The sequence below is a fragment of the Acinetobacter towneri genome (assembly GCF_017498585.1).
Taxonomy (GTDB): domain Bacteria; phylum Pseudomonadota; class Gammaproteobacteria; order Pseudomonadales; family Moraxellaceae; genus Acinetobacter; species Acinetobacter towneri.
On sequence record NZ_CP071766.1, the window covers coordinates 1,770,067 to 1,793,945 of the forward strand.

General features: G+C 40.6%; 20 protein-coding genes and 2 rRNA genes. 14 read left to right on the forward strand and 8 right to left on the reverse strand.

Features of this window, described 5'->3' with window-relative positions; genetic code table 11:
* Position 1 precedes the first annotated feature (1 nt).
* A 23S ribosomal RNA gene (locus tag J4G44_RS08575) occupies positions 2–2,893 on the forward strand.
* A 200-nt stretch (positions 2,894–3,093) separates the two neighbouring features.
* Positions 3,094–3,208, forward strand: a 5S ribosomal RNA gene (rrf, locus tag J4G44_RS08580).
* A 156-nt stretch (positions 3,209–3,364) separates the two neighbouring features.
* Here rrf and J4G44_RS08585 read toward each other — a convergent pair.
* Positions 3,365–3,916, reverse strand: a complete 552-nt coding sequence (locus tag J4G44_RS08585) for a lytic transglycosylase domain-containing protein (RefSeq protein WP_179991597.1) — start codon at positions 3,914–3,916, stop codon at positions 3,365–3,367.
* Between the two features lie 325 nt (positions 3,917–4,241).
* On the opposite strand from J4G44_RS08585, the gene J4G44_RS08590 reads away from it, so the two are divergent.
* The 8 genes from J4G44_RS08590 to J4G44_RS08625 all read left to right on the forward strand — a co-directional run bounded on the left by J4G44_RS08590 (position 4,242) and on the right by J4G44_RS08625 (position 10,689).
* The gene (locus tag J4G44_RS08590; protein ID WP_180044565.1) at positions 4,242–5,834 is read left to right on the forward strand and encodes a Na/Pi cotransporter family protein; all 1,593 of its coding nucleotides are present in this window, start codon (positions 4,242–4,244) and stop codon (positions 5,832–5,834) included.
* Between the two features lie 117 nt (positions 5,835–5,951).
* On the forward strand, positions 5,952–6,419 hold the full coding sequence (gene ybaK / locus J4G44_RS08595; protein ID WP_004973860.1) for a Cys-tRNA(Pro) deacylase: 468 nt from the start codon (positions 5,952–5,954) through the stop codon (positions 6,417–6,419).
* A 297-nt stretch (positions 6,420–6,716) separates the two neighbouring features.
* Entirely contained in the window at positions 6,717–7,595 is an 879-nt protein-coding gene (locus J4G44_RS08600) for an IS982-like element ISAba4 family transposase (protein ID WP_207973571.1), read from the forward strand.
* Between the two features lie 45 nt (positions 7,596–7,640).
* Positions 7,641–7,814, forward strand: a complete 174-nt coding sequence (locus J4G44_RS08605) for a hypothetical protein (protein ID WP_004973856.1) — start codon at positions 7,641–7,643, stop codon at positions 7,812–7,814.
* Positions 7,815–8,062: 248 nt separating this feature from the next.
* Positions 8,063–8,479 carry a YeeE/YedE family protein gene (locus J4G44_RS08610; protein ID WP_004973854.1) on the forward strand — a complete coding sequence of 139 codons (417 nt, stop codon included), beginning with the start codon at positions 8,063–8,065 and terminating at the stop codon, positions 8,477–8,479.
* A complete protein-coding gene (locus tag J4G44_RS08615) occupies positions 8,480–8,896 on the forward strand; it encodes a DUF6691 family protein (RefSeq protein ID WP_004973852.1) in 417 nt (138 codons plus the stop codon).
* Position 8,897: 1 nt separating this feature from the next.
* Complete coding sequence (locus tag J4G44_RS08620; RefSeq protein WP_004973849.1) at positions 8,898–9,764, forward strand: MBL fold metallo-hydrolase; 867 nt, start codon at positions 8,898–8,900, stop codon at positions 9,762–9,764.
* 163 nt (positions 9,765–9,927) lie between these two features.
* Positions 9,928–10,689 carry an alpha/beta fold hydrolase gene (locus tag J4G44_RS08625; protein WP_096902339.1) on the forward strand — a complete coding sequence of 254 codons (762 nt, stop codon included), beginning with the start codon at positions 9,928–9,930 and terminating at the stop codon, positions 10,687–10,689.
* A gap of 206 nt (positions 10,690–10,895) precedes the next feature.
* Here the strand turns inward: J4G44_RS08625 and accC are convergent, their stop codons facing one another.
* The 5 genes from accC to J4G44_RS08650 form a co-directional block, all read right to left on the reverse strand.
* The gene (gene accC / locus J4G44_RS08630) at positions 10,896–12,263 is read right to left on the reverse strand and encodes an acetyl-CoA carboxylase biotin carboxylase subunit (protein WP_004973841.1); all 1,368 of its coding nucleotides are present in this window, start codon (positions 12,261–12,263) and stop codon (positions 10,896–10,898) included.
* A 17-nt stretch (positions 12,264–12,280) separates the two neighbouring features.
* The gene (gene accB / locus J4G44_RS08635) at positions 12,281–12,703 is read right to left on the reverse strand and encodes an acetyl-CoA carboxylase biotin carboxyl carrier protein (protein ID WP_207973572.1); all 423 of its coding nucleotides are present in this window, start codon (positions 12,701–12,703) and stop codon (positions 12,281–12,283) included.
* Positions 12,704–12,719: 16 nt separating this feature from the next.
* Positions 12,720–13,175 carry a type II 3-dehydroquinate dehydratase gene (aroQ, locus tag J4G44_RS08640; protein WP_096902340.1) on the reverse strand — a complete coding sequence of 152 codons (456 nt, stop codon included), beginning with the start codon at positions 13,173–13,175 and terminating at the stop codon, positions 12,720–12,722.
* 967 nt (positions 13,176–14,142) lie between these two features.
* Entirely contained in the window at positions 14,143–15,549 is a 1,407-nt protein-coding gene (locus tag J4G44_RS08645; RefSeq protein WP_104851943.1) for a sensor histidine kinase, read from the reverse strand.
* Positions 15,546–16,214, reverse strand: a complete 669-nt coding sequence (locus tag J4G44_RS08650; RefSeq protein WP_096902342.1) for a response regulator transcription factor — start codon at positions 16,212–16,214, stop codon at positions 15,546–15,548. The genes J4G44_RS08645 and J4G44_RS08650 overlap by 4 nt, the downstream gene beginning before the upstream one ends.
* 170 nt (positions 16,215–16,384) lie before the next feature.
* Between J4G44_RS08650 and dsbD the strand changes: the two genes are divergently transcribed.
* From dsbD to dsbG, 3 genes are read left to right on the forward strand one after another with little or no spacing between them, the layout of a single operon-like run.
* Positions 16,385–18,448 (forward strand): protein-disulfide reductase DsbD, encoded by a 2,064-nt coding sequence (dsbD, locus tag J4G44_RS08655; protein WP_167845999.1) that lies wholly within the window; start codon positions 16,385–16,387, stop codon positions 18,446–18,448.
* Complete coding sequence (locus tag J4G44_RS08660; protein WP_104851946.1) at positions 18,445–19,275, forward strand: TlpA disulfide reductase family protein; 831 nt, start codon at positions 18,445–18,447, stop codon at positions 19,273–19,275. The genes dsbD and J4G44_RS08660 overlap by 4 nt, the downstream gene beginning before the upstream one ends.
* Positions 19,276–19,335: 60 nt before the next feature.
* Complete coding sequence (gene dsbG / locus J4G44_RS08665) at positions 19,336–20,094, forward strand: thiol:disulfide interchange protein DsbG (protein WP_167846000.1); 759 nt, start codon at positions 19,336–19,338, stop codon at positions 20,092–20,094.
* Positions 20,095–20,203: 109 nt separating this feature from the next.
* On the opposite strand, the gene J4G44_RS08670 is transcribed toward dsbG, so the two are convergent.
* Positions 20,204–20,833, reverse strand: coding sequence for a class I SAM-dependent methyltransferase (locus J4G44_RS08670; protein WP_180061129.1), 630 nt, complete (start codon positions 20,831–20,833; stop codon positions 20,204–20,206).
* A gap of 30 nt (positions 20,834–20,863) precedes the next feature.
* Entirely contained in the window at positions 20,864–21,211 is a 348-nt protein-coding gene (locus J4G44_RS08675; RefSeq protein ID WP_004973824.1) for a carboxymuconolactone decarboxylase family protein, read from the reverse strand.
* Positions 21,212–21,505: 294 nt separating this feature from the next.
* Here J4G44_RS08675 and J4G44_RS08680 point away from each other — a divergent pair, with 294 nt between their 5' ends.
* Positions 21,506–23,713, forward strand: a complete 2,208-nt coding sequence (locus J4G44_RS08680; protein ID WP_179997505.1) for an OsmC domain/YcaO domain-containing protein — start codon at positions 21,506–21,508, stop codon at positions 23,711–23,713.
* Positions 23,714–23,879 lie beyond the last annotated feature (166 nt).

Genomic DNA, 23,879 nt, shown 5'->3' on the forward strand with positions numbered 1-23,879 from the left:
TAGTCAAGTAATTAAGTGCATGTGGTGGATGCCTTGGCAGTCAGAGGCGATGAAAGACGTGATAGCCTGCGAAAAGCTCCGGGGAGGCGGCAAATATCCTTTGATCCGGAGATTTCTGAATGGGGAAACCCACCTACCTTAAGGTAGGTATCGTATGATGAATACATAGTCATACGAAGCGAACGCGGGGAAGTGAAACATCTCAGTACCCGTAGGAAAAGAAATCAATTGAGATTCCCTCAGTAGCGGCGAGCGAAAGGGGAAAAGCCCATTAAGTTATGTGTGTTTTAGTGGAATGCTCTGGGAAGTGCAACCATAGTGGGTGATAGTCCTGTACACGAAAGGGCACACATAATGATGACGAGTAGGGCGAGGCACGTGAAACCTTGTCTGAATATGGGGGGACCATCCTCCAAGGCTAAATACTCCTGACTGACCGATAGTGAACCAGTACCGTGAGGGAAAGGCGAAAAGAACCCCTGTGAGGGGAGTGAAATAGATCCTGAAACCGCATGCATACAAGCAGTGGGAGCCAACTTGTTTGGTGACTGCGTACCTTTTGTATAATGGGTCAGCGACTTATATTCAGTAGCGAGGTTAACCGAATAGGGGAGCCGTAGAGAAATCGAGTCTTAATAGGGCGTATAGTTGCTGGGTATAGACCCGAAACTGGGTGATCTATCCATGAGCAGGTTGAAGGTTGGGTAACACTAACTGGAGGACCGAACCCACTGTCGTTGAAAAGCCAGGGGATGACTTGTGGATAGGGGTGAAAGGCTAATCAAACTCGGTGATAGCTGGTTCTCCCCGAAAGCTATTTAGGTAGCGCCTCGGACGAATACCATTGGGGGTAGAGCACTGTTTCGGCTAGGGGGTCATCCCGACTTACCAAACCGATGCAAACTCCGAATACCAATGAGTACTATCCGGGAGACAGACTGCGGGTGCTAACGTCCGTAGTCAAGAGGAAAACAATCCAGACCGCCAGCTAAGGCCCCAAAATCATAGTTAAGTGGGAAACGATGTGGGAAGGCATAGACAGCTAGGAGGTTGGCTTAGAAGCAGCCACCCTTTAAAGAAAGCGTAATAGCTCACTAGTCGAGTCGGCCTGCGCGGAAGATGTAACGGGGCTAAAACTATGTGCCGAAGCTGCGGATGTATACATTGTATACGTGGTAGGGGAGCGTTCTGTAAGCCGAAGAAGGTGGATTGAGAAGTCTGCTGGAGGTATCAGAAGTGCGAATGCTGACGTGAGTAACGACAAAACGGGTGAAAAACCCGTTCGCTGAAAGACCAAGGGTTCCAGTCCAACGTTAATCGGGGCTGGGTGAGTCGACCCCTAAGGCGAGGCCGAGAGGCGTAGTCGATGGGAAATTGGTTAATATTCCAATACTTCAGTGTAATGCGATGAGAGGACGGAGAAGGTTAAGTCAGCCTGGCGTTGGTTGTCCAGGTGAAAGGAAGTAGGCATGCATCTTAGGCAAATCCGGGGTGCTCTATGCTGAGATCTGATAGCAAGCTGTACTTGTACAGTGAAGTGGCTGATACCCTGCTTCCAGGAAAAGTCTCTAAGCTTCAGTTACACTGGAATCGTACCCGAAACCGACACAGGTGGTCAGGTCGAGTAGACCAAAGCGCTTGAGAGAACTCTGCTGAAGGAACTAGGCAAAATGGTACCGTAACTTCGGGAGAAGGTACGCTGTTGATGGTGATAGGACTCGCTCCTTGAGCTGTCGACAGCCTCAGAAACCAGGCCGCTGCAACTGTTTATTAAAAACATAGCACTCTGCAAACACGAAAGTGGACGTATAGGGTGTGATGCCTGCCCGGTGCTGGAAGGTTAATTGATGGGGTTAGCGTAAGCGAAGCTCTTGATCGAAGCCCCAGTAAACGGCGGCCGTAACTATAACGGTCCTAAGGTAGCGAAATTCCTTGTCGGGTAAGTTCCGACCTGCACGAATGGCATAATGATGGCGGCGCTGTCTCCAGCAGAGGCTCAGTGAAATCGAATTCGCCGTGAAGATGCGGTGTACCCGCGGCTAGACGGAAAGACCCCGTGAACCTTTACTGCAGCTTGACATTGAACTTTGACCTTACTTGTGTAGGATAGGTGGGAGGCTTTGAAACTTGGACGCTAGTCCGAGTGGAGCCGTCCTTGAAATACCACCCTGGTAATGTTGAGGTTCTAACTCTGTCCCGTTATCCGGGACGAGGACCATGTCCGTGGGTAGTTTGACTGGGGCGGTCTCCTCCTAAAGAGTAACGGAGGAGTACGAAGGTGCGCTCAGCGTGGTCGGAAATCACGCGTAGAGTATAAAGGCAAAAGCGCGCTTAACTGCGAGACCCACAAGTCGAGCAGGTACGAAAGTAGGTCTTAGTGATCCGGTGGTTCTGTATGGAAGGGCCATCGCTCAACGGATAAAAGGTACTCTGGGGATAACAGGCTGATACCGCCCAAGAGTTCATATCGACGGCGGTGTTTGGCACCTCGATGTCGGCTCATCTCATCCTGGGGCTGAAGCAGGTCCCAAGGGTATGGCTGTTCGCCATTTAAAGAGGTACGCGAGCTGGGTTTAGAACGTCGTGAGACAGTTCGGTCCCTATCTACCGTGGGCGCTGGAAATTTGAGAGGATCTGCTCCTAGTACGAGAGGACCAGAGTGGACGAACCTCTGGTGTACCGGTTGTGACGCCAGTCGCATCGCCGGGTAGCTATGTTCGGAAGGGATAACCGCTGAAAGCATCTAAGCGGGAAGCCTACCTCAAGATAAGATTTCCCCGAGGCTTTATGCCTCCTAAAGAGCCGTTGAAGACTACGACGTTGATAGGTTGGATGTGGAAGCATAGCGATATGTGAAGCTGACCAATACTAATTGCTCGTGAGGCTTGACTATACAACACCCAAACAGTTGGGGTTGTATGCTCAATCGATTCAAATCCAATCAGTCAATTCAGACTGATCTTGATTTAGTTAACGCTAAACAATAAAATTCAGACCCAATAGCCAACCTGTTAATAACTCATTTGGAACAAAGTAAGGCATTACATGCAAAAGCAGAGTAACTAAGACCCGAACAAGTCCATAAACAGTTGTGCTGGCGACCATAGCAAGAGTGAACCACCTGATCCCTTCCCGAACTCAGAAGTGAAACCTCTTCGCGCTGATGGTAGTGTGGGGTTACCCATGTGAGAGTAAGTCATCGCCAGCTCATTATTCGAACACCCTCAACTCACGTTGAGGGTGTTTTTTATGGGAGAAAGAAAATATTAAGAAGAAAAGTAGAAAAAGAAAGGAAAATAAAACCATCTGAGGATGGCTTTAATTCAACGGGTATTGGCTACTTTATTAAGCTAGTAAGTCAAAATTAAAGTGCATCTTTTAAGTTTTTTTGGTGCTGTTTGACTTGTTTCGCGTAGCGTTTACCTTGCTTTTTCTTTTTTCGATTACTATTGTAGCCAGTAGGTCCCACATTGTAATAGGCCAAAGCTTTAGGCCATTTACCCGACTGATTTTTATAATGATTTAAAATAAATGTACCACAGTTGATATTGGTATGTTCATGGAATAAATCGCCAGGACAAGTCTGCTGCCAATAACGTGGAATAATTTGTGTGAACCCAACTGCACCTGAAGGTGAAACAGCATAGGCACGATAATTCGATTCTTGTCTAATAACTGCAGCGACAAGCAGAGGATCAACATTATGTTGTTCTGCACTTTGTACAATGATTGGTGCTACACGATTTGCTGTATCAGGATGCACAGCATAAGCCTTTTGGATCCCTGTAGAAAGTTTAGCTGAGCGTTTTGCAAGAGAACCACCTCCTAGTGGAGAGCAAGCTGCTAGCGTTAAAACAGTACAACCAATACTGAATATTTTTATAGATGGATATTTTCTAAAAGTATTAAAAATCATATTAAAACTATATCTGTCATTTTGGCGTATGTGAGTATATATACTGATTTTGAGGTGAGCGATTGACCTAGTCAAGCCATTCACAGATTTGAATTGTATCGTGTCAGCATAATACAGAGGTTTCGTTTTGTTTTATCGAATGATTGGATAAACCAATGGAGTCTGATCTATCCTTAGGTTTTAATAATATGTCAAATTGATGACAAGTTTTTTATTTAATATAAACTATTGGAATAGAACAAATAAACTGCAATTTTAAGATAAAAGTACGTACAATATCGGCTTTTTAGCACTTTGAAAATTGCTTATTGCACAGGGAGTAAGTGTGTTAGAAGTCTTTGTACAATTATGTGGTGGTATTGGCCTATTTTTGATTGGTATGACCATGATGACGGACAGCTTAAAAGATATGGCAGGGGAAACCTTGCGTATTTGGTTGTCTAAGTTCACAGGTTCACCCATTAAAGCTGTGCTTTCAGGCATCGGTTTAACTTTAATTGTACAGTCTTCTATGGCAACAACTTTAGCCACGATTGGTTTTGTTAGTGCGGGGATTCTTACTTTTGCTCAGGCAATTGGTGTCATTATTGGTGCGAATATTGGCACAACCAGTACGGGTTGGATGGTGGCATTTTTAGGTGTTAAATTTTCCATCACCAGTTTTGCATTACCTTTGCTGGGTTTGGGTGCAATGCTCAAATTATTTAGTCAGGGGCGAGTTGCATTATTTGGAATGACATTGGCAGGTTTTAGTCTGATTTTCCTTGGCATTGATATGTTGCAAGTTGCCATGTCAGGTTTTGCTGAACGTGTCGATTTATCAGTATTTTCAAGTAGATCTTTGATTGCGCAACTCAGTTTGGTTTTGGTCGGTATTATCATGACCATTCTGTTGCAATCTTCAAGTGCTGCAATTACCGCGACCTTAGCAGCATTGGCCAGTGGTGCGATTGATTTGCAACAGGCTTTAGGTTTGGTGATTGGACAGAATATTGGTACGGTGGCGACAGCCATTATTGCTGCAATTGGTTCAACTGCAAATGCCAAACGTACTGCAGCGGTTCATGTGATTTTTAACATCATTTCAGCCATTTTTGCTTTTATTATTTTAAAACCGTTATTTCTTGAGCTAACACAAAATCAACGTCTTATGGCAACATGGGACAATGTGGTGATTGTTGCTGCATTTCATACAGCATTCAGTATTTCTGGTACTTTGATTATTTTGCCTTTTATCCGTCAGTTCGAAAAACTGATTATGAAAATTATCCCAGATAAAACTCAATCGGTTTTATGTTATCTCGATCAAGCGAGTTTATCTGTGCCCGCCTTGGCTATTCATGCTGCATCAAAGGTGATTTACCATAGTTTGTATGACGTTTTAGTGATGCTAAAACTGGCTATCCAAGAGGGAAGATTACCTTCAAAAGTACGTTTATTACAGCTAGATGAAGTACTCATTCAAGTCCAACGCTATTTGGAAGAAATGTCGATTTCAGAAAATGAAGCCGATCAACAGCGTTTAATGGCGATGCTTCGTTTGATGGTGTATTTACGTGTTTTACGAAGTGATTTGGAAAATATTACTTTAGCAAAAGAAATACGCACCCAACCTGCAATTTATCAAGTTGGCTTAGATTTTGTACAAATTCTTGATGAACATCTAAAAGAAATGGATGATTTTGATGTGCATAAACATGTACTAAGTCTAAATACCGAATTATCTAATTTGAAAAAATGGACAGAAGATCAACGTGCCGAAAACCGTGAAAAAGTGCTGCAATATATTGCCGTGAATCAGCTCAATGCTGCGACAGGTTTAGAGTTGTTGGCGGCACAACGTTGGTTGGATCGCGTGATTGCGCATGCACAGCGCTTAGCTAACGTGTTGGTTGAAAATTCACGTAAACCAAGTTAATGATTTTAGGCTATTTTTTCGATAGTTACTTTTATATTTAAAAATGGCCTAAGCGAATTCACTTTTAATCTCAATCAAGCGTATAATTTGAGCATCGTTTTTTACAGTATTTTTTCAATGACTCCAGCAGCTAAACTTTTAAAAGCCAAGAAAATTCAATTTTCTATGCATGAATATGAACATGATCATAATGCTAAAAGTTTTGGTTTAGAAGCTGCGGAGAAGTTAGGCTTAGATGTCACAGAAGTATTTAAAACTTTATTGGTCAGTGATGATAAGCATTATTTTGTGGCGATTTTACCTGTCCATTACCAATTAAATCTTAAAAAAGTTGCGGCTGCTTTTCAGTGTAAAAAAGTACACATGGCTGATCCTAAAGATGCTGAGCGTTTGACAGGTTATTTGGTTGGGGGCATTAGTCCAATTGGGCAGAAGAAACAACTGAAAACAGTGATTGATGCATCCGCTCAACAGCTTGCAACTATGTATGTGAGTGGAGGGAAGCGGGGATTAGATATTGGTTTAACACCAAGCGATTTGGCAAAAGTTTTAAATGCTAATTTTGTAGATATTGTAGATGCATGATATGTTGAACTTTATATTGTTTTGAGTCCAAAGCATACAGATGCTTGTTCTTGTATGAATGTAGCAACTATTCCTATTCGTTTCATCTCAGTGATTCTTGTTCCAAGCGACCATTTAATAACAAAAAAAGTTATCTTTAAGCAATAAATAGGGTAATTAAAAACTCGTATTGATGATTTTTTAACAAACTAAATTTTATGTTATATTAACCCGAATTACGGATAAGAAAAGCCCTTGAAAAAAAGGTAGTTAGAGCCATTTAGAAAGTTACGACACAACCCAAAGGCTCTAACTACCATGTACGATTTTACAGAAATTTTTTGTATTGTTGATGATTTTTTCAAAAAATTTGAACCCATCTATTGGCAATTTCTCAAGCAAGAAAACAAACGTCAACGTATCAGACAAGCAACGCTATCTTTATCAGAAATTGTGGCTATCTCCATCTACTATAAAACATCTCAAGTACATAATTTTAAGATGTTTTTTAACTTGCTTTGTCAGTTTGAAAGCAAACTCTTTAAAGACTTGCCTTGTTATAAAAACCTGATTACCCTCATCAATCAGCACCAACTTGCTATTCATGCTTTGCTTTATGCGTTGAGCCAAAAAGATGAAAGTTCATATTTATGGATTGATTCAACACCTTTACCTGTTTGTAAAAATAAAAGAATCCCTAAAGGTCATCATGCTTTAGATGAGATTGCTTCTCGTGGTAAAAGTACGATGGGCTGGTTTTATGGTTGCAAATTACACTTGCTGATGAATCAAGAGGGTGAAATTGTAAATTCAGATTTATCAAACGGACATATTGCTGATCTTAAAAAAGTTGAGGATTTAGTGAATGGCTTATCAGCAACGGTCTATGGTGATAGAGGCTACATTAGCCAACCATTGAAAGAAACACTTAAAGAGCAAGGCATTGATTTAATTACTTATCCAAGAAAAAATATGAGAGTGACCTTATTGCCATTTTCTGATGAATTTCATCTACGACAACGTAAAAGAATTGAAACATTGATAGGATTATTGAAAGAAAAATATCACTTAGTTACGAGTAAATATCGTTCGATTGCTGGTTTTTTAGCAAGCGTATTTTCTTCACTATGTGCGTATCAACTTTGCCAAAAGAATAAGCCTAAAATTCATGTGATTAAATCTTTGGCTTATCCGTAACTGGGGTTATATTAGTGAAAGTTAAGAAATTCTGAGAGGTGCAGTATGGGTAAGCGTCTTAAAGACTACACAATCGAAGATCGAAAAGCTCGTCCAATGTGTCCAGCTAAACCTATTGACTTTGGTGATGATGAGACTACCAATCGCATTATGTTAGATGCTGCTAAACGTGTAATTCGTCGGCATAAAAAAGAACTTATTGCGCTTGCTCACAAATGAGTCTAATGCCCTCAACTTTTGTCGTTGCTGTCTATTTTGATATATCTTTATTACGTTATGAGGCAGTCATTTAGAATGACTAAATTTTCTGCCTTATGACTTAATATCAGCCAAAAACTTGCGAAATCTCTCTCACATCGCAAACATAGACGAATAGTCAGATGAAGTTTACAAAACTTACAAGAGAATAGTTGAATAATAATTACAATAATATATTATAAAAACATATATTGTTTTGGGTGTTCAAAATGCATGATTATCTGCTGGCATTAATCGGTGGTGGATTGCTTGGTCTTGCAGTCGTGGGCTATTTATATGTTCATGGTCGTATTGCAGGCATTAGTGGTTTACTGGCTCAAGTATTAAATCCGCAAACGCTGTTCAAAACGCCTGCATTGTGGTTTGTGTTAGGTATTTTCATTGTGCCTTTTTTCTATGGCATCGTGGCTCAACCTAAAGTTGAATTGAATGCAAGCCCATTGATGATGATTGTGGCGGGATTGTTGGTTGGTTTCGGTACTCGTTTGGGTTCTGGTTGTACCAGTGGACATGGTATTTGTGGCATGAGTCGTTTATCTAAGCGCTCCATTGCAGCAACAGCTACCTTTATGTTAGCTGGCTTTATTACCGTTTATGTTATCCGCCATATCACAGGAGCATTCTAAATGAAAAATTTCTTAGCCTTTGTTTTCGGTGGTATTTTTTCAGCTGGATTGATTCTTTCTGGTATGTCGAATCCTGAAAAAGTTTTAAACTTCCTCGATCTTTTCGGTACATGGGATGCAAGTCTGGCATTTGTTATGATGGGTGCAATTGCGGTTGCCTTTATTCCATTCCAAAGAATTATGCGCCAAGCTGAACCAAAAACCATTTTAAATGAACCAATTGATTTGCCTAAACAAACTCAAATTGACTCTAAACTGATCACAGGTAGTTTTATTTTTGGTATCGGTTGGGGCGTTGCAGGAATTTGTCCAGCGCCAAGTCTAACCTTGATTGGTTTAGGTTATTATCAAGCAATCTATTTCATTGTTGCAATGTTGGTGGGGATTCTCATTCATCGTAAGGTTGCAGGAGCATAAGATGCACGCAGATATTCAGCATTTTTTTGATGAAAATACTAATACATTCAGTTATGTGGTAAGTGATCCTGTAACGCGTCAATGTGCCATTATTGACAGCGTGTTGGATTATGACCCTGCATCTGCGACTACTTCAACAATTCATGCCGATGAAATCATTGCTTACATCCAAAAAAATGAATTAACGGTTGAATGGATTTTAGAAACGCATGTGCATGCCGATCACCTGACAGCTTCTCAATATTTAAAAGAGCAGTTGGGTGGTAAAATTGCCATGAGCCATAAAATTTCGATTGTGCAAGAAACATTTAGTGCTATCTATAACTTGGATATCAAGTATTTCAATTCACATCAATCATTTGATTATCTGTTTGACGATCATGAAACTTTTACGATTGGTGAATTACAAGCCTATAACATCCCTACACCGGGGCATACGCCTGCTTGTTTAAGCTATGTGATCGGTGATGCTGTATTTGTAGGTGATACTTTGTTTATGCCTGATTATGGTACGGCACGTTGTGATTTCCCGAAAGGCAGTGCAGGGCAGTTGTACGATTCTGTGCAAACGCTATACGCATTGCCTGAAGAAACACGAGTGTTCTTATGCCATGATTATCTACCAGAATCACGTGAACAATATGAACATGAAACACTGCTCAAAACTCAAAAAGAGCAGAATATTCATATTCATACAGGGGTAAGCAAAGCTGAATTTATTGAGATGAGAACTCAGCGTGATGCTACTTTAACGATGCCTAAATTGATTCTGCCATCAATTCAAATCAATATGGACGCAGGTAAGTTCCCACAACCTGAGGCCAACGGCATTCGTTATTTGAAGTTGCCTTTGAATTATTTTAAATAAAATTTTAAGAAAAGTTCATCTTGTATGTTATTGCTTAGGCTCACACAAATAGCCTAAGCAATATTATAAGTTTCACCGTAAAAAGCACATATAAAATTTGATTTATAAACTCAAAACTCATTAAATAGATCAATCATTTGAATTCAAGTTTAGAGTCTATTTTATGTTGTTAAATTATCAAATCACGCAAAATCAGCCTGAATCTACATTGCCACCTTTGGTTTTTATTCATGGTTTATTTGGTAGTTTGAGTAATTTAGGCATGCTCGCACGTGCATTTCAAGAACAGCGCACCGTAATTCAATTAGATGTGCGCAATCATGGTAAGTCTGCGCATTGTGATGACATGAATTATGCAGCAATGGCACAAGATGTTTTAGAAACGTTGAACAGCTTGAATATCGAACAGTTTTCTGTGGTTGGGCATTCAATGGGCGGTAAAGTTGCAATGACTTTAGCTCCTCTGGCTGCTGGGCGTTTACAGCAATTGGTTTTATTGGATATTTGTCCTTTTGCTTATCCTGAAAATCGTCACGATCAAATTTTTACAGCCTTGTTTGCTGTGCAAGATGCACAAGTTGAAAGTCGCCAAGCGGCAATGGAAATTATGCGTGAGCATCTTCAAGAAGAAATGGTTGTGCAATTTTTGATGAAGTCATTTAGCAAAGGGCAATGGTTATTTAACTTAAATGCGCTACATGAACATTATGCCGAAATTTTGTCATGGCAGACGGTGCATAGTGATGTCAATACTTTGTTTATTCGTGGCGGTAATTCACCTTATATTGAGTTACCTGAGCATTATGCCGCTATTCAAGCACAGTTTCCTCACGCAAAAGTTGAAACAGTCGCTCATGCAGGGCATTGGTTGCATGCCGAAAAAACCGCAGAAGTATTGGCATTCATGACTGAGTTTTTAGATTAATCTTGTCTAGTATTTTGCATCATTCGATGATCTAAAATGATCTCAGTTTTTAAGTCAATTTTAAACCAATACTTCATTTGGAGTATTGGTTTTTTCTTCACACTGATCTGCATAGATGAACGGTTTAGCTTTTATTCTCAACAATAAAAAAGAGCTGATGTTGAATCATCAGCTCTTCATTTTAAACTTAAGCAACCTTAAATTGCTTATGCTTTTTCTTCTTCATTGCCTGCAAGTTGCTTTAGCAAATGCTTTTCAAGATAGTGAATATCCATTGCTTGTTTGCAGAAGTTTTTATCTTGCAGAATTAAGTCTTTGTGCAAAGGAATGTTGGTTTTAATTCCTGTTAAGATGGTTTCATCCAAGGCTTGACGCATACGCGCAATACTGGTTTCACGATCTTTACCATGCACAATCAGTTTAGCAATCATTGAGTCGTAATACGGCGGAATGCTATAACCTTCGTAGATGTGTGAATCTACACGAACACCTGCACCACCTGGGGCATAGAAGTGTTCAATTTTACCCGGTGAAGGTACGAAGGTGGTTGGGTCTTCTGCGTTAATACGACATTCGATTGCGTGACCACGAATTTCAACCTGATCTTGCTCAATGTCTAAACCTAGACCTGCAGCAATACGCAATTGTTGTTCAATGATGTCAATGCCTGTCACCATTTCAGTTACAGGGTGCTCAACTTGAACACGGGTATTCATTTCAATGAAGAAGTATTCGTCATCTTCAAATAAGAATTCGAAAGTACCTGCACCACGGTATTGCATTAACTTACATGCATTAACACACGCTTCTAAAATATCGGCACGTGCTTGTTCTGGTAAGTTAGGTGCTGGCGCTTCTTCAAGAACTTTTTGGTGACGACGTTGTAAAGAACAGTCGCGGTCATAAAGGTGAATCGCGTGACCATTACCATCAGCCAATACTTGTACTTCTACGTGACGTGGCTTTTGTAAGAAACGTTCCATATAGACCGTGTCATCACCAAACCACATTTCTGCATCACGTTGAGCCGCTTGAACTGATTCAAGCAGGGTGTCTACGCGCTCTACAATACGCATACCACGACCACCACCACCAGCAGCCGCTTTTACAATGAGCGGGAAACCAATTTCTTTGGCTTCAGCTAAAGCATTGTGTGGTGTAACGGCGTGTGCTGAACCCGGTACAGTTGGTACGCCAGCTTTACGCATTGCAGTAATTGCAGAAACTTTGTTACCCATTAAGCGAATATGCTCAGGGCGTGGACCAATGAAAATGAAACCTGAACTTTCTACAATTTCAGCAAATTCGGCATTTTCAGCAAGGAAACCATAACCAGGGTGAATGGCATCTGCACCTGTAATTTCTGCTGCAGTAATAATTGCAGGAATATTCAGGTAACTTTCACTGCTCGCACCCGGACCAATACACACGGCTTCATCACAAAAGCGTAAGTGCATCAGGTCTTTATCGGCATCTGAATAGATACCCACGGTTTTGATCCCTAAAGTTTTGCAAGCTCGGGTGATGCGCAGGGCAATCTCACCACGGTTTGCAATTAAAACTTTTTGCAACATTGTGAATCCCCGAGGTCTTAAGCGCGGTAGCGGAAGAGTGGTTGACCAAATTGAATCACTTCGCCATTTTTAACTAGAATTTCTTCAATCACGCCACTTTGAGTTGCTTCAATTGGGTTCATGATTTTCATTGCTTCGATAATGCCAAGCGTTTCACCAGCAGAAACAGTTTGACCCACTTTAATAAATGGTGCTTCACCTGGGCTTGGTGCTGCATAGAACACGCCAACCATTGGAGAAGTTTCAACAGCACCACGTGGTGAAGATTTAGGTGCAGATGGTACTTCTGCAGAAGGTGCAGGCATTGCAGGAACTGCTGCCGCTACTACTGGACTGCGACGAGTTAATGCAATCAACTGATCGCCTTCTTTAACTTCAATCGCTTGTAAGTCAGATTCAATCATCAAGTCGATGAGTTTCTTGATTTTACGAATATCCATGGACAGTATTCCTAGTTTAAGATTGTGTAGTAGGTTGAATTTTTTCAAGAACAAAGTCGAGTGCTGCGGCATAGCCTTTTGCGCCTAAACCGCAAATCACACCAATGGCTTTGTCTGATAAATATGAATGATGTCTAAACGCCTCACGTGCATGCACATTCGACAAATGGACTTCAAGAAATGGAATAGCGACCCCTAACAAGGCATCACGTACCGCAACAGAGGTATGCGTTAATGCAGCAGGGTTAATAATGATATATTGTGTGCCATCTAACGCGGCTTGATGAATTCGGTCTACAATTGCGCCTTCCCAATTACTTTGGAAAGTATCTATAGAAATTGATGCTTTTTGCGCTTGTGAAATGAGCTGTTGATTTATATCCTCAAGAGTGAGGTAACCATAAACTTCGGGTTCACGCTTTCCTAGCAAATTTAGATTCGGTCCATGAATAACCAAAATGGTCGAACTCATTCCGCTTGCTCCAATAAATAATTGCAATAATACTTTGCAAGATGTCTGCAAAGTTTGCTAATTATGGCATAAAATTCCACATTTTTTTTGTAATTTGTTTAATTTGACGTAGAAAGCGTGTGCCAAAATGAGGCTCTATAATGAAAACTTTGCAGGGAATTCGCAATGTTAAAAAATTACATTTTTAGTTTTTTTTGCTGATTTTTATATTCTAAAACAACTGACCAAATCTATTCATTTGTTTTCTGTAACGACTGATCAAGCGAGTGACTTGAACTGGTTTGATTCGGAATGTCAAAGCCAGAAAACAACCAACATCAATATCGCATTTCTTTATAGCATGATATTTCGTTGCTGTTTATAAAAAATGGCGATTCCATTTTTTCAGTTCATTCAAAGTAGATGACCACACAAACTGCAGTGGATCATCTAATACGTTTTGTGATCATCGTTCAAGTGGTTATGGATTCGATAGAAAGATCATTTCGATAATAAGATATTTTAAAAATTCAACTTTATTTAAATAAAACATGAGCTTAAATGGAATGCTTTGATTGATATATTTATCTATATTTTAGTCTGGAATAGATGCTCCTACGCTGCGTATTATATTTTGAGTGGGGTGCTGTTGGTTTTATGTACACTTTAATTAAGTTGTAGATTGATCACAAGACCAAGCACATGCACGATCTGCACGGATATCTACCTCATTTAAAAATATGACGTGGTATCGAACAAAAAAACGGTGATGAAAGTTTCAGCAATTTTTTTCTAGCCAATGTTCTTCTACTCAATAGCCCGCAGCATCTACATCATAGATAAAATTTTAGAACGCATTGACCTTTTATTTCAAAAATCACCTTAAAAATGGCGTTATCGTAAAGTAGAGCAATATGTTCGGTATTGGCAAAAGTTAAGTGATCTTGTTCTGAATCTTGCTTTATTTGCTGTTAAAGCTCAGAAAAGCTTAATCCGTCTGTTGTTTCTCTGTTGCAGAAGGTGCTGCATCAAAACTGACAATCACTTTTAAACCTTGCGGTTGGTTAGCCTGAAATTGAAGTAGGTAGCCATATTGCTCTAATAATACTTTGACTAGAGTTAGACCTAAGCCATAGCCTTGTTTATGCGCAGATTTACGCCAAAAACGCTGAGTCAGAATGGTAAAATCATCTTCATTCAGGCTTTTGCCTTGGTCTGCAATGATCAATTGCAGGTCTTGCATATAAATTTGAATGTTTGGCGCATCCTCTGCATGCAAATAAGCATTTTGAATCAAGTTTTTCAGTACCATGTGCAACGCAGGCGCTGGAATATTAATGTGTTGTGCTACCAAACTCGCCCAATCAATCTGTAATTTCGCTGATAAATTGGGATATTCCACAGTCAGTTCCGACAAGACTGTTTCTAATACGCTACGCATATCTGCATGGCTATGTGCCGCTTGAATACCTGCTTCAGTTTGACTGAGCAATAACAGTTGTTCCAAAAGTTGTTGATAACGTTGGATGCTGCGTTCTGCGTGTTTTAAATTGTCGATGACTTTGGCTGTATCTTGGGCAGATGCGGTTTGATTCAACATCAATTGGCTCAGTTGCACATGCGTTTTAATAGCCGTTAACGGCGTGCGCAGTTCATGCGCAGCAAATGCACTAAAGTTTTTTTCGTGTTCCAGACTTTTATGTAGGCGTTCAATCAGCATCAATAAGTTATCGACAAAAGGCTGAATTTCTTTAGGAATTTTTTGTGATCTCAGTTCAATTAAATAACGAGAAGCTTCATCTAAAGATTGTTTTTTCTGAATTAAGTGGCGGGTGATGTGATCGAGCGGTAAAAACTCCAGACGGATAATCCACAAAATTAGCAAAATACAAATAATCAAAGTAAGCAGTAAAGGAATCAGTACCGACTGTAAAATTTGTTTAAGTAGGTTTTGCCGTAACTGAATTTTTTCAGCCACCACCACCTGAACTTCACCTTCACGCAGTACATAACTACGCCATTGCAGTCCATTTTCTGTCCATGTGCTGAAACCGACTTGTTGGTTTTTTAAATTTTTCGGTGCGCCTTGAGTGCGTGCAATCACATGCTGTGGTAATGAAACATCGGCACGGAAAATAGAGACTTCACAAGCAATTAAACTATGTAGCAAGGCATTTTCTGATTCGGCATGCAAACTTTCTGTGAGTTGTTCTAGGGGCAGTTGCTGAATCAGGCGGGCGACCATACGGGCTGAGGTAGAAAGTCGTTCATCCAGCGTATTTTGTAAGCGTTGTTCCAAGTCATGGTAGAGCCATGCAAAGACAATCACCCACAGCAAAATAAATGCACAGCTGATGGTCGATACCAAACGCCATTTCAGACTGTAGTTTTTCATGTCAGCAGCTCAGGTTTAAAGATGTAGCCGACACCACGCACCGTTTGAATAAAATCGGGGTGGATTTTATGCCGTAAATGGTAGATATGCACATTTAAGGCATTGCTTTCGATACTGTCTTGAAAGCCATACACTTTATCTATCAGTTCTTCATTTTTTAAGATTTGGTTCGGATGCCGTAAAAAGGTTTCCAATAGGCTATATTCACGGCGTGAAAGCTGAATGTTTTGTGAATGCCAACTGACTTCTTGTGTATCGAGGTTCATGTGTAACTGACCACTTTGCAGTTGGTTCGATGAATAACCACGATGACGGCGGCTTAATGCATATACACGGGCAATCAGTTCATTTAATTCAAAAGGTTTAGTTAGGTAGTCATCTGCTCCTAAGTTGAGCGCCTGTACGCAGTCTTGAGTATGATTCCGCGCGGTTAATACCAATACTGGAATATGAATGGCATCTTTACGCCAGTTTTCGAGTAACTGTAAACCATCTTGGTCAGGCAGACCTAAATCGAGCAGGCACAGATCTACCGCACTATGACGTATGAAGTAATCGGCATTGCGCGCGTTATTCACGTGTTCGACTGAAATACTTAAAAATTCGAGTGCTGCCACAATACTTTGGGCAATATAAGGATCATCTTCCACCAAAACGACGAACATATTTGCTCCTATACCACAGTCAGCCCAATATATGACACATCTCGATCACGCCACAAATTTAGATTAGGCACCTACAATGCTCAAGTTTACAAAGAAAAATCTTTATTAATGTTCTCTTAATCTACACTTACCGATAATACAGTCAGTTTTTTAATTTTTAGTATAAATACATGATTTTTATTCGCGTCATTGCTTATTTTGTGTTGAGTCTGTGTGCGGTGTGGGTCAATGCTGCCAATGAATTTTTAGCGTCCGATCAAGCTTTTAAGTTTCAGGCGACGTCATTGTCTGAACAAACGGTTGAACTGAAATGGGATGTCGCACCGCATTACTATTTATATCACGATCAATTCAAAGTCAGTCAGGCTCAAAAGCCGCTTGCTTTTAAATTGCCTGCAGGGCAGGAAAAAGATGATCCGACTTTCGGGCTGACACGTGTGCATTATGGGCAAGTGACAACACAGATTCAGGTGAAGCCTAATCAGCAATATCAAATTACTTGGCAAGGCTGCGCTGAAGATGGTTTGTGTTATCCCGTACAGCGTAAAATGATTCAAACCGATGCCGATGGTTTATTGCCACAGCATAATTTAAGTGCGGGCAAAGGTAATTTACTTCAGCAACTCAATCAGAATAATCAGGCTGCTTTAAACACTAACTTAAATGATGCAGATAAGCATCAAGCCAATGGTTCTAGTACACAAAAACAAGTTACGACAACTGCAAATACTGTAACGACAAAAGAACTCAAACTTGAACAGCAAACGCTAGAAAACAAAGCACAGCTTGCTGAAAATGCGGTTGCTGTAACACAAGCTGATCCTAAACTTACCCCTGAATCAGTAGAAAACGTTGATTTAGCAAATTCCTTAGAGATTGAAAATACAGATACGGCATTGACAGACAATACATTCGCTGCATCAGCCAATTCAAGCAATACGGAAACAGCCAGTAGTACGAGTCTGAATCAGCAATGGAACAATGATCAATTTTTCCTGAATTTATTGTCTGGGCAAGGGTTGTTACTGAATGCGTTTATCTTTTTAGGTTTTGGGGTATTACTGGCTTTTTTACCGTGTTCATTGCCGCTGATTCCAATTCTTTCTGGCATTTTGGTGCAGCGCAATACAGGCTATAAAGCGGCAGCAATTGCGATCACCTTTATCGTCAGTATGGCGCTAGTCTATGGCTTGATGGGCGTTGTTGCGTCACACATTGGTTATAGCGTACAGCGTTGGTTCCAAAATCCCGTAGTGATTGCAGTTTTTGCTATGTTGTTTGTGCTCTTTGCTTTAAACCTGTTTGGACTGTATCAGTTGTCATTACCACAAGCAGTGTTACAGCGTTTAGATCGTATTCAGCAATATCAAAAAGGCGGTACTTTATTGGGTGCGGGCGTTATGGGGGTGATTTCTGCACTGATTGTCGGGCCATGTATGAGTGCGCCTTTAGCGGGAGCATTGCTGTACGTCTCACATTTGGATCAAGCAGCATTGGGTGGTTTATATTTGTTCCTGCTCGGTTTAGGTATGGGAATTCCTTTACTTATTGCCAGCGTGTTTGGCGCGAAATATTTGCCAAAGCCAGGTTTGTGGATGGAACGGCTAAAATTTAGCTTTGGTTTTATCATGTTGGCAATGGCTTTGTATTTTGCTCGTCCGCTATTTTCTGTGACTTGGTACTATGTTGCTTTTGCTGTGGTGTTATTTGCCTTCGCTGCATATTTAATTGCAATTTTGCGCCACGTGTTACATCGTCCACAGCGTTTTTCGTTATTGGCTTTGGTGGCAGTAATCGCCAGTAGTGGAATTTGGCATGTCAATCAGAGTATTGCCAGTGTCAATGCGCAGGTACAAGCAGACCAATTACAGCCATGGATCAAAGTACGCACAGAACAAGAGTTGAATGCAGCTTTGGCCGCACATGCTCATCAAAAGATTGTGATTGATGTCTATGCCGATTGGTGTGTGGCGTGTCAGCCGATTGAGCGTGATGTGATTCCTCGTACCGATGTGCAAGATGCTTTAAAGCATGTGGTGCGGATTAAACTCGACTTAACCGAACAGCATCCTTCACAAGATGCCTTATTGAAAAAATGGCAGATTTTAGGGCCGCCAACGTTGTTATTTTTGGCAGATCCACAACGGGAACAACGTGAATTGCGTCTAACAGGTGCTTATAACGCAGCGCAATTGATTCAAAATATTCATCAACTGCAAGAGGCTGCGCCATGATTCAATCCGCAGTCTTGCAGTTAGGCATGTTGATGATTCCATGGCCATTGGTGTTTTTATTGCTAGGACTGATTGTCGTCTTTGCAATGGGTAAATTTTTTCAGCGTCGTTATACATGGAATGCACAGACTTGGACAGGTTATCAGGATGCATTATGGAATGCGCTGTGGATTGGTGCTTTAGTTGGGCGGGCAGTTTTTGTGTTGCAGCATTATGAGCTGTACTTTGCCAACCCGATTGATATTTTAAAAATTCAGGACAAAGGCTTTCATCTGATTGCCGCAGTTATGGCAGGTGTGGCGTGGTTTGTCTGGAAAAATCGCGCTATTCAACGTGTTGTTCTGGCATGGGCAGTTGCGCTCTTTATTACAGTACAAGTTGTAGGTTGGAGTCTTATCCAACCTTTGCAGACGCAGCATGCCTATCCCAATCTAGTATTGCACAACCTAGCGCAACAACCTCAAGATTTAGCTCAATTTTCAGGTCAGCCCACCGTGATTAATCTCTGGGCGACTTGGTGTCCAGTTTGTCATCGTGAAATGCCTGTTATGCAACAAGCACAGCAAGATTTCCCTGAGGTCAATTTTGTATTTGCCAATCAAGGCGAATTTGCAGCAGAGATTCAAGCCTATTTACAGAAACATCGATTTCAGTTTGAACACGTGTTATTAGACCCTGCAGCTCGTTTAGGACAACACTTCAATATGTTCGGTTTGCCAAGTACTTTGTTTTTTAATGCACAAGGAGAATTGGTCGATCATCACATGGGTGAATTGACCAAGCCGATGCTGCAGCATTATCTGAAAAAAATACAAGCGAATCCATAAACGCGCTCTTAACGATTTGAAAGAAAACCCGCCGTGAAGCCAAAATTAAGGACAATCAATATGACATCTAACATCAAAAATAACATGCTGAAACTGGCGATAGGTATGAGTCTTGCCAGTAGTGTGAGTATGCTGCAAGCACAGGACAGCTTAAAACAGCACATTGAAAAAGAAGGTTTTAAGTTTGTGCAGCAAATTCAGGCACCTGCACAAATGACAGGTTGGGCAGGGCATATTGAACAAAGTCCTGCGACAGTGTTTATTTCCAATGATCAGAAATACTATATTGTAGGCACTTTGTTTGATGCACAAGGCAATAATTTAACAGTTGATGCCTTAGACCGTTATGTGAAAAAGTCGGTACTTGAAGATGTGTGGCAAAGTCTGGAACACGCCACTTGGATTCAGGATGGGCAAACCAGTGCTGAAAAAATTGTCTATGTGTTTTCAGACCCGAATTGTCCGTATTGTCATACCTTTTGGAAGCAGGCACGTCCGTGGGTAGAATCTGGCAAAGTTCAGTTAAGACACATTATTGTGGCGGTGATCCGAGCTGAAAGCAAAGGGCAGGCGGCGACTTTATTAATGGCGAAAAACCCACAGCAGACCTTTAATGAGTTCCATCGTCAATACGGACAAAAAAAGCTGATCGAGCAAAAAACTGTGCCTGTACATGTAGAAAAAACCTTAGAACAGAATCAGGCACTGATGGATAAATACGAGTTCTTTGCCACACCTGTTGTGCTTTGGAAAAATAAACAGGGCGAATTACAGTCGGTACAAGGAATGCCAAAATCTATGAAAGATGTGTTTGAGTGATTTTAAAAATTTCCGAGCAAATATCTAACTGAATATTCAAATCTAAAGCGCAAAAAAGCTTGCTCTAATTGCATTGGAGCAAGCTTTTTGATGTAAAAGATTCAGTCTTTTATTTCTGAATACGAATCGCAAATTGAATGACGTGGGATTTGCCCTGATGCAGTTTGCCTTCTGAGCGTTCTACATCGCCCACAAAGAAATGAATCAGATGATCGTGTTTAAAATGGCTTAAAAACTCGATAGGATCGTACAGCATTTCTACTGCACGTGGGCCGCCCGTTTTATATTCTAGCTGACGAGTAGAATACAGCTCACCAACAAATAAACCGCCGTTGACCAAAGTTTCGCGCACGCCATTCAATACTTTTTGCTGTGTTTCAGGGTTAAAGTGACCAAATACGCAAATCACGTTGTCATATTGATTCGCTGGCCAATCCACCTGACTTAAATCTTGCTTTCGTGTATTTAGGCTTAAACCACGTTGCTGTGCATAGCCTTGGGCCTTATCTAAAGCAACTTGCGAGTAGTCCCACAAATCTGCTTCAAATGCTTGCCCATTGGCTTGTGCCAAAGCGGCCAAATATAACAAGTTACGACCTTCACCTTCGGCCAAGCCCAAAGTTTTGCCGTGAATAGACAGTTTTTGCGTAATGTCCTGAATGAACGCATTGGCTTGTTCACCATAAATATGGTCATGTTGGCTGTAGCGTTCATCCCATTCATTATGGATATTTAACATAGTTTCGACTCGGTAAATAATTTGATGCTGTTATTCGGCTGTAGATGGAGAAAACTCTTTAAATGCTGCCACGGCGTTTGCGGCATACATGAGTGATGGGCCACCGCCCATATAAACAGCAATACCTAAAATTTCATTCAATTCTTCAAAAGTCATGCCCATTTTGACCAAAGTTCTGACGTGAAAACCGATACAACCATCACAGCGTTGTGCCACACCAATTGCAAGCGCAATAAACTCTTTGGTTTTGGCATCAATTACGCCGTCTTTCATCGCAACTTGTGATAGGGCATTAAAGCTTTTAAGTAAATCGGGAGATTGTTCTTTAATGGATTTGATATTAGACGAAATTTCAGCAGTGAGTTCGGTATATTTCATGTTGTTTCACCATCAAGCAGATTAGAACCTAAAGACAATATACCATACATTTAAATATATTATGTTTGTATATATTAATTAGCAACTTTGCTTAAATTCAGTAAATCTGTATTTATAGCATTATCAATTCACCCAAATCACTTTATAATGTTGCCGCATATTCTGGAGTCGCTGTTAAATAGTTGCGATGACTTCAAACCTCATTTTTTAAGTCTTATTCTCCCTCTTGATTCGGCTTATAAATCAATATTTTATAATTTTGTGTCTGAGTAGGCACATACAATAGGTGCCTGCATGGAAATTAAAGTCAATTATTTAGACAACTTGCGTCTTGAAGCTAAATTTGACGATTTTACCGTCATTGCCGATCAGCCCATCCGTTATAAAGGCGATGGTTCTGCGCCAGGCCCATTTGATTATTTCCTTGCGTCATCTGCATTGTGTGCTGCGTATTTCGTGAAGGTTTATTGCCAATCACGTGATATTCCAACCGATAATATCCGCTTATCTCAAAACAATATTGTCGATCCTGAAAACCGTTATAAACAGATTTTTAAAATTCAGGTGGAATTGCCTGCAGATATTTCTGAAAAAGACCGTCAGGGGATTTTACGTTCTATTGACCGTTGTACCGTAAAGAAAGTCGTGCAAACAGGCCCTGAGTTTGTGATTGAGCAAGTCGAAAGCATTGATGCCGATGCACAAGCTTTGCTGATGCCGAACTTGACTTCATCTCAAGCGACTTTTATTGCTGGTAAAGATTTACCGCTTGAAGAAACTATTGCCAATATGTCGGGTATTTTGGCAGGTTTGGGCATGAAAATTGAGATTGCCTCATGGCGTAATATCGTGCCAAATGTCTGGTCATTACATATTCGTGATGCGCAATCGCCAATGTGTTTTACCAATGGTAAAGGCGCAACCAAAGAAAGTGCATTAGCATCTGCTTTGGGTGAATTCATTGAACGTTTGAACTGTAACTTCTTCTATAACGATCAGTTCTGGGGTGAAGAGATTGCCAATGCCGAATTTGTGCATTATCCAAATGAAAAATGGTTTAAGCCTGGCCCAAATGGTGAATTGCCTAAAGAAATTTTAGATGAATATTGCTTAGAAATTTATGATCCTGAAGATGAGTTGCTGGGCACACATTTATATGACACCAACTCAGGCAATACTGAACGTGGTATTTGTTCATTGCCATTTGTGCGTCAATCCGATGGTGAAACGGTATATTTCCCATCAAATTTAATTGAAAACTTATATTTAAGTAACGGGATGAGTGCAGGTAACACGCTTGCAGAAGCTCAAGTGCAGTGTTTATCTGAAATTTTTGAACGTGCAGTGAAGCGTGAAATTATTCAGGAAGAAATGAGCCTGCCTGATGTACCGCAAGAAGTTTTGGCAAAATATCCAAGTATTGTGGCAGGTATTCAGGCTTTAGAAGAACAAGGTTTCCCAGTATTGGTGAAAGATGCGTCTTTAGGCGGTCAATTCCCTGTCATGTGTGTGACCTTAATGAACCCGCGTACAGGCGGTGTTTTTGCTTCGTTTGGTGCACATCCAAACTTTAAAGTCGCTTTAGAGCGCAGCTTAACTGAACTATTGCAAGGGCGTAGTTTTGAAGGTTTAAATGATTTACCACAGCCGACCTTTAGCACGAATGCGGTAACTGAGCCGAATAACTATGTTGAACACTTTATTGATTCAAGTGGTGTGGTGTCTTGGCGTTTCTTTAGTGCGCAGGCAGACCATGAATTTGTAGAGTGGGATTTCACCAACAATGGTCAATACAGTAATGTCGAAGAAGCTGAGGCTTTATTTGCGATTTTGGAAGAAATGGGCAAAGAATCTTATATGGCGATTTATGAACATTTAGGTGCGATTGCTTGCCGAATTTTAGTCCCTGATTATTCAGAAGTGTATTTGGTAGAAGACCTGATTTGGGATAATACCAATAAAGCTTTGCTGTACCGTGAAGACATTTTAAATCTGCACCGTTTGGATGATGAGCAACTTGAAGCTTTAGTTGAGCGTTTGGAAGAATGTGAGCTAGATGACTATACCGAAATCAAAACCTTAATTGGCATTGAATTTGATGACAATACCGTTTGGGGGCAGCTCACCATCCTCGAATTAAAATTGTTGATTTATTTGGCATTAGAACAGTTTGAAGAAGCTAAAGATTTAGTCGAAGCATTCTTACAATACAACACCAATACCGTAGAACGTGGCTTGTTCTATCAATGTATGAATGTCGTGCTTGAAGTTATTTTAGATGATGAAATGGATATTGCCGATTATGCTGTCAATTTCCGCCGTATGTTTGGCAATGAACGTATGGATGCAGTCATGGGTTCTGTTGAAGGCACAGTACGTTTCTATGGTCTAACCGAAACCAATATGCAGCTTGAAGGTTTAGATCGTCATTTACGTTTAATCGACAGCTACAAAAAACTGCATAAAGCACGTGCCAAGTTTGTTGGGCTGAATAAAGACTAATCTTGCAGAAGTAGAACGCTGTTCTGATTTGAATCACCGTCCAAGAAAAAGACTCGGCTTTAAAAGTCCGAGTCAGGTATTATAGCAACAACATGGTGTTGCATTTCAAATGCTATCTAAGATTTGCTGTTGCTATAGGAAAGGCAAAATAATAACCCTCGTTGTT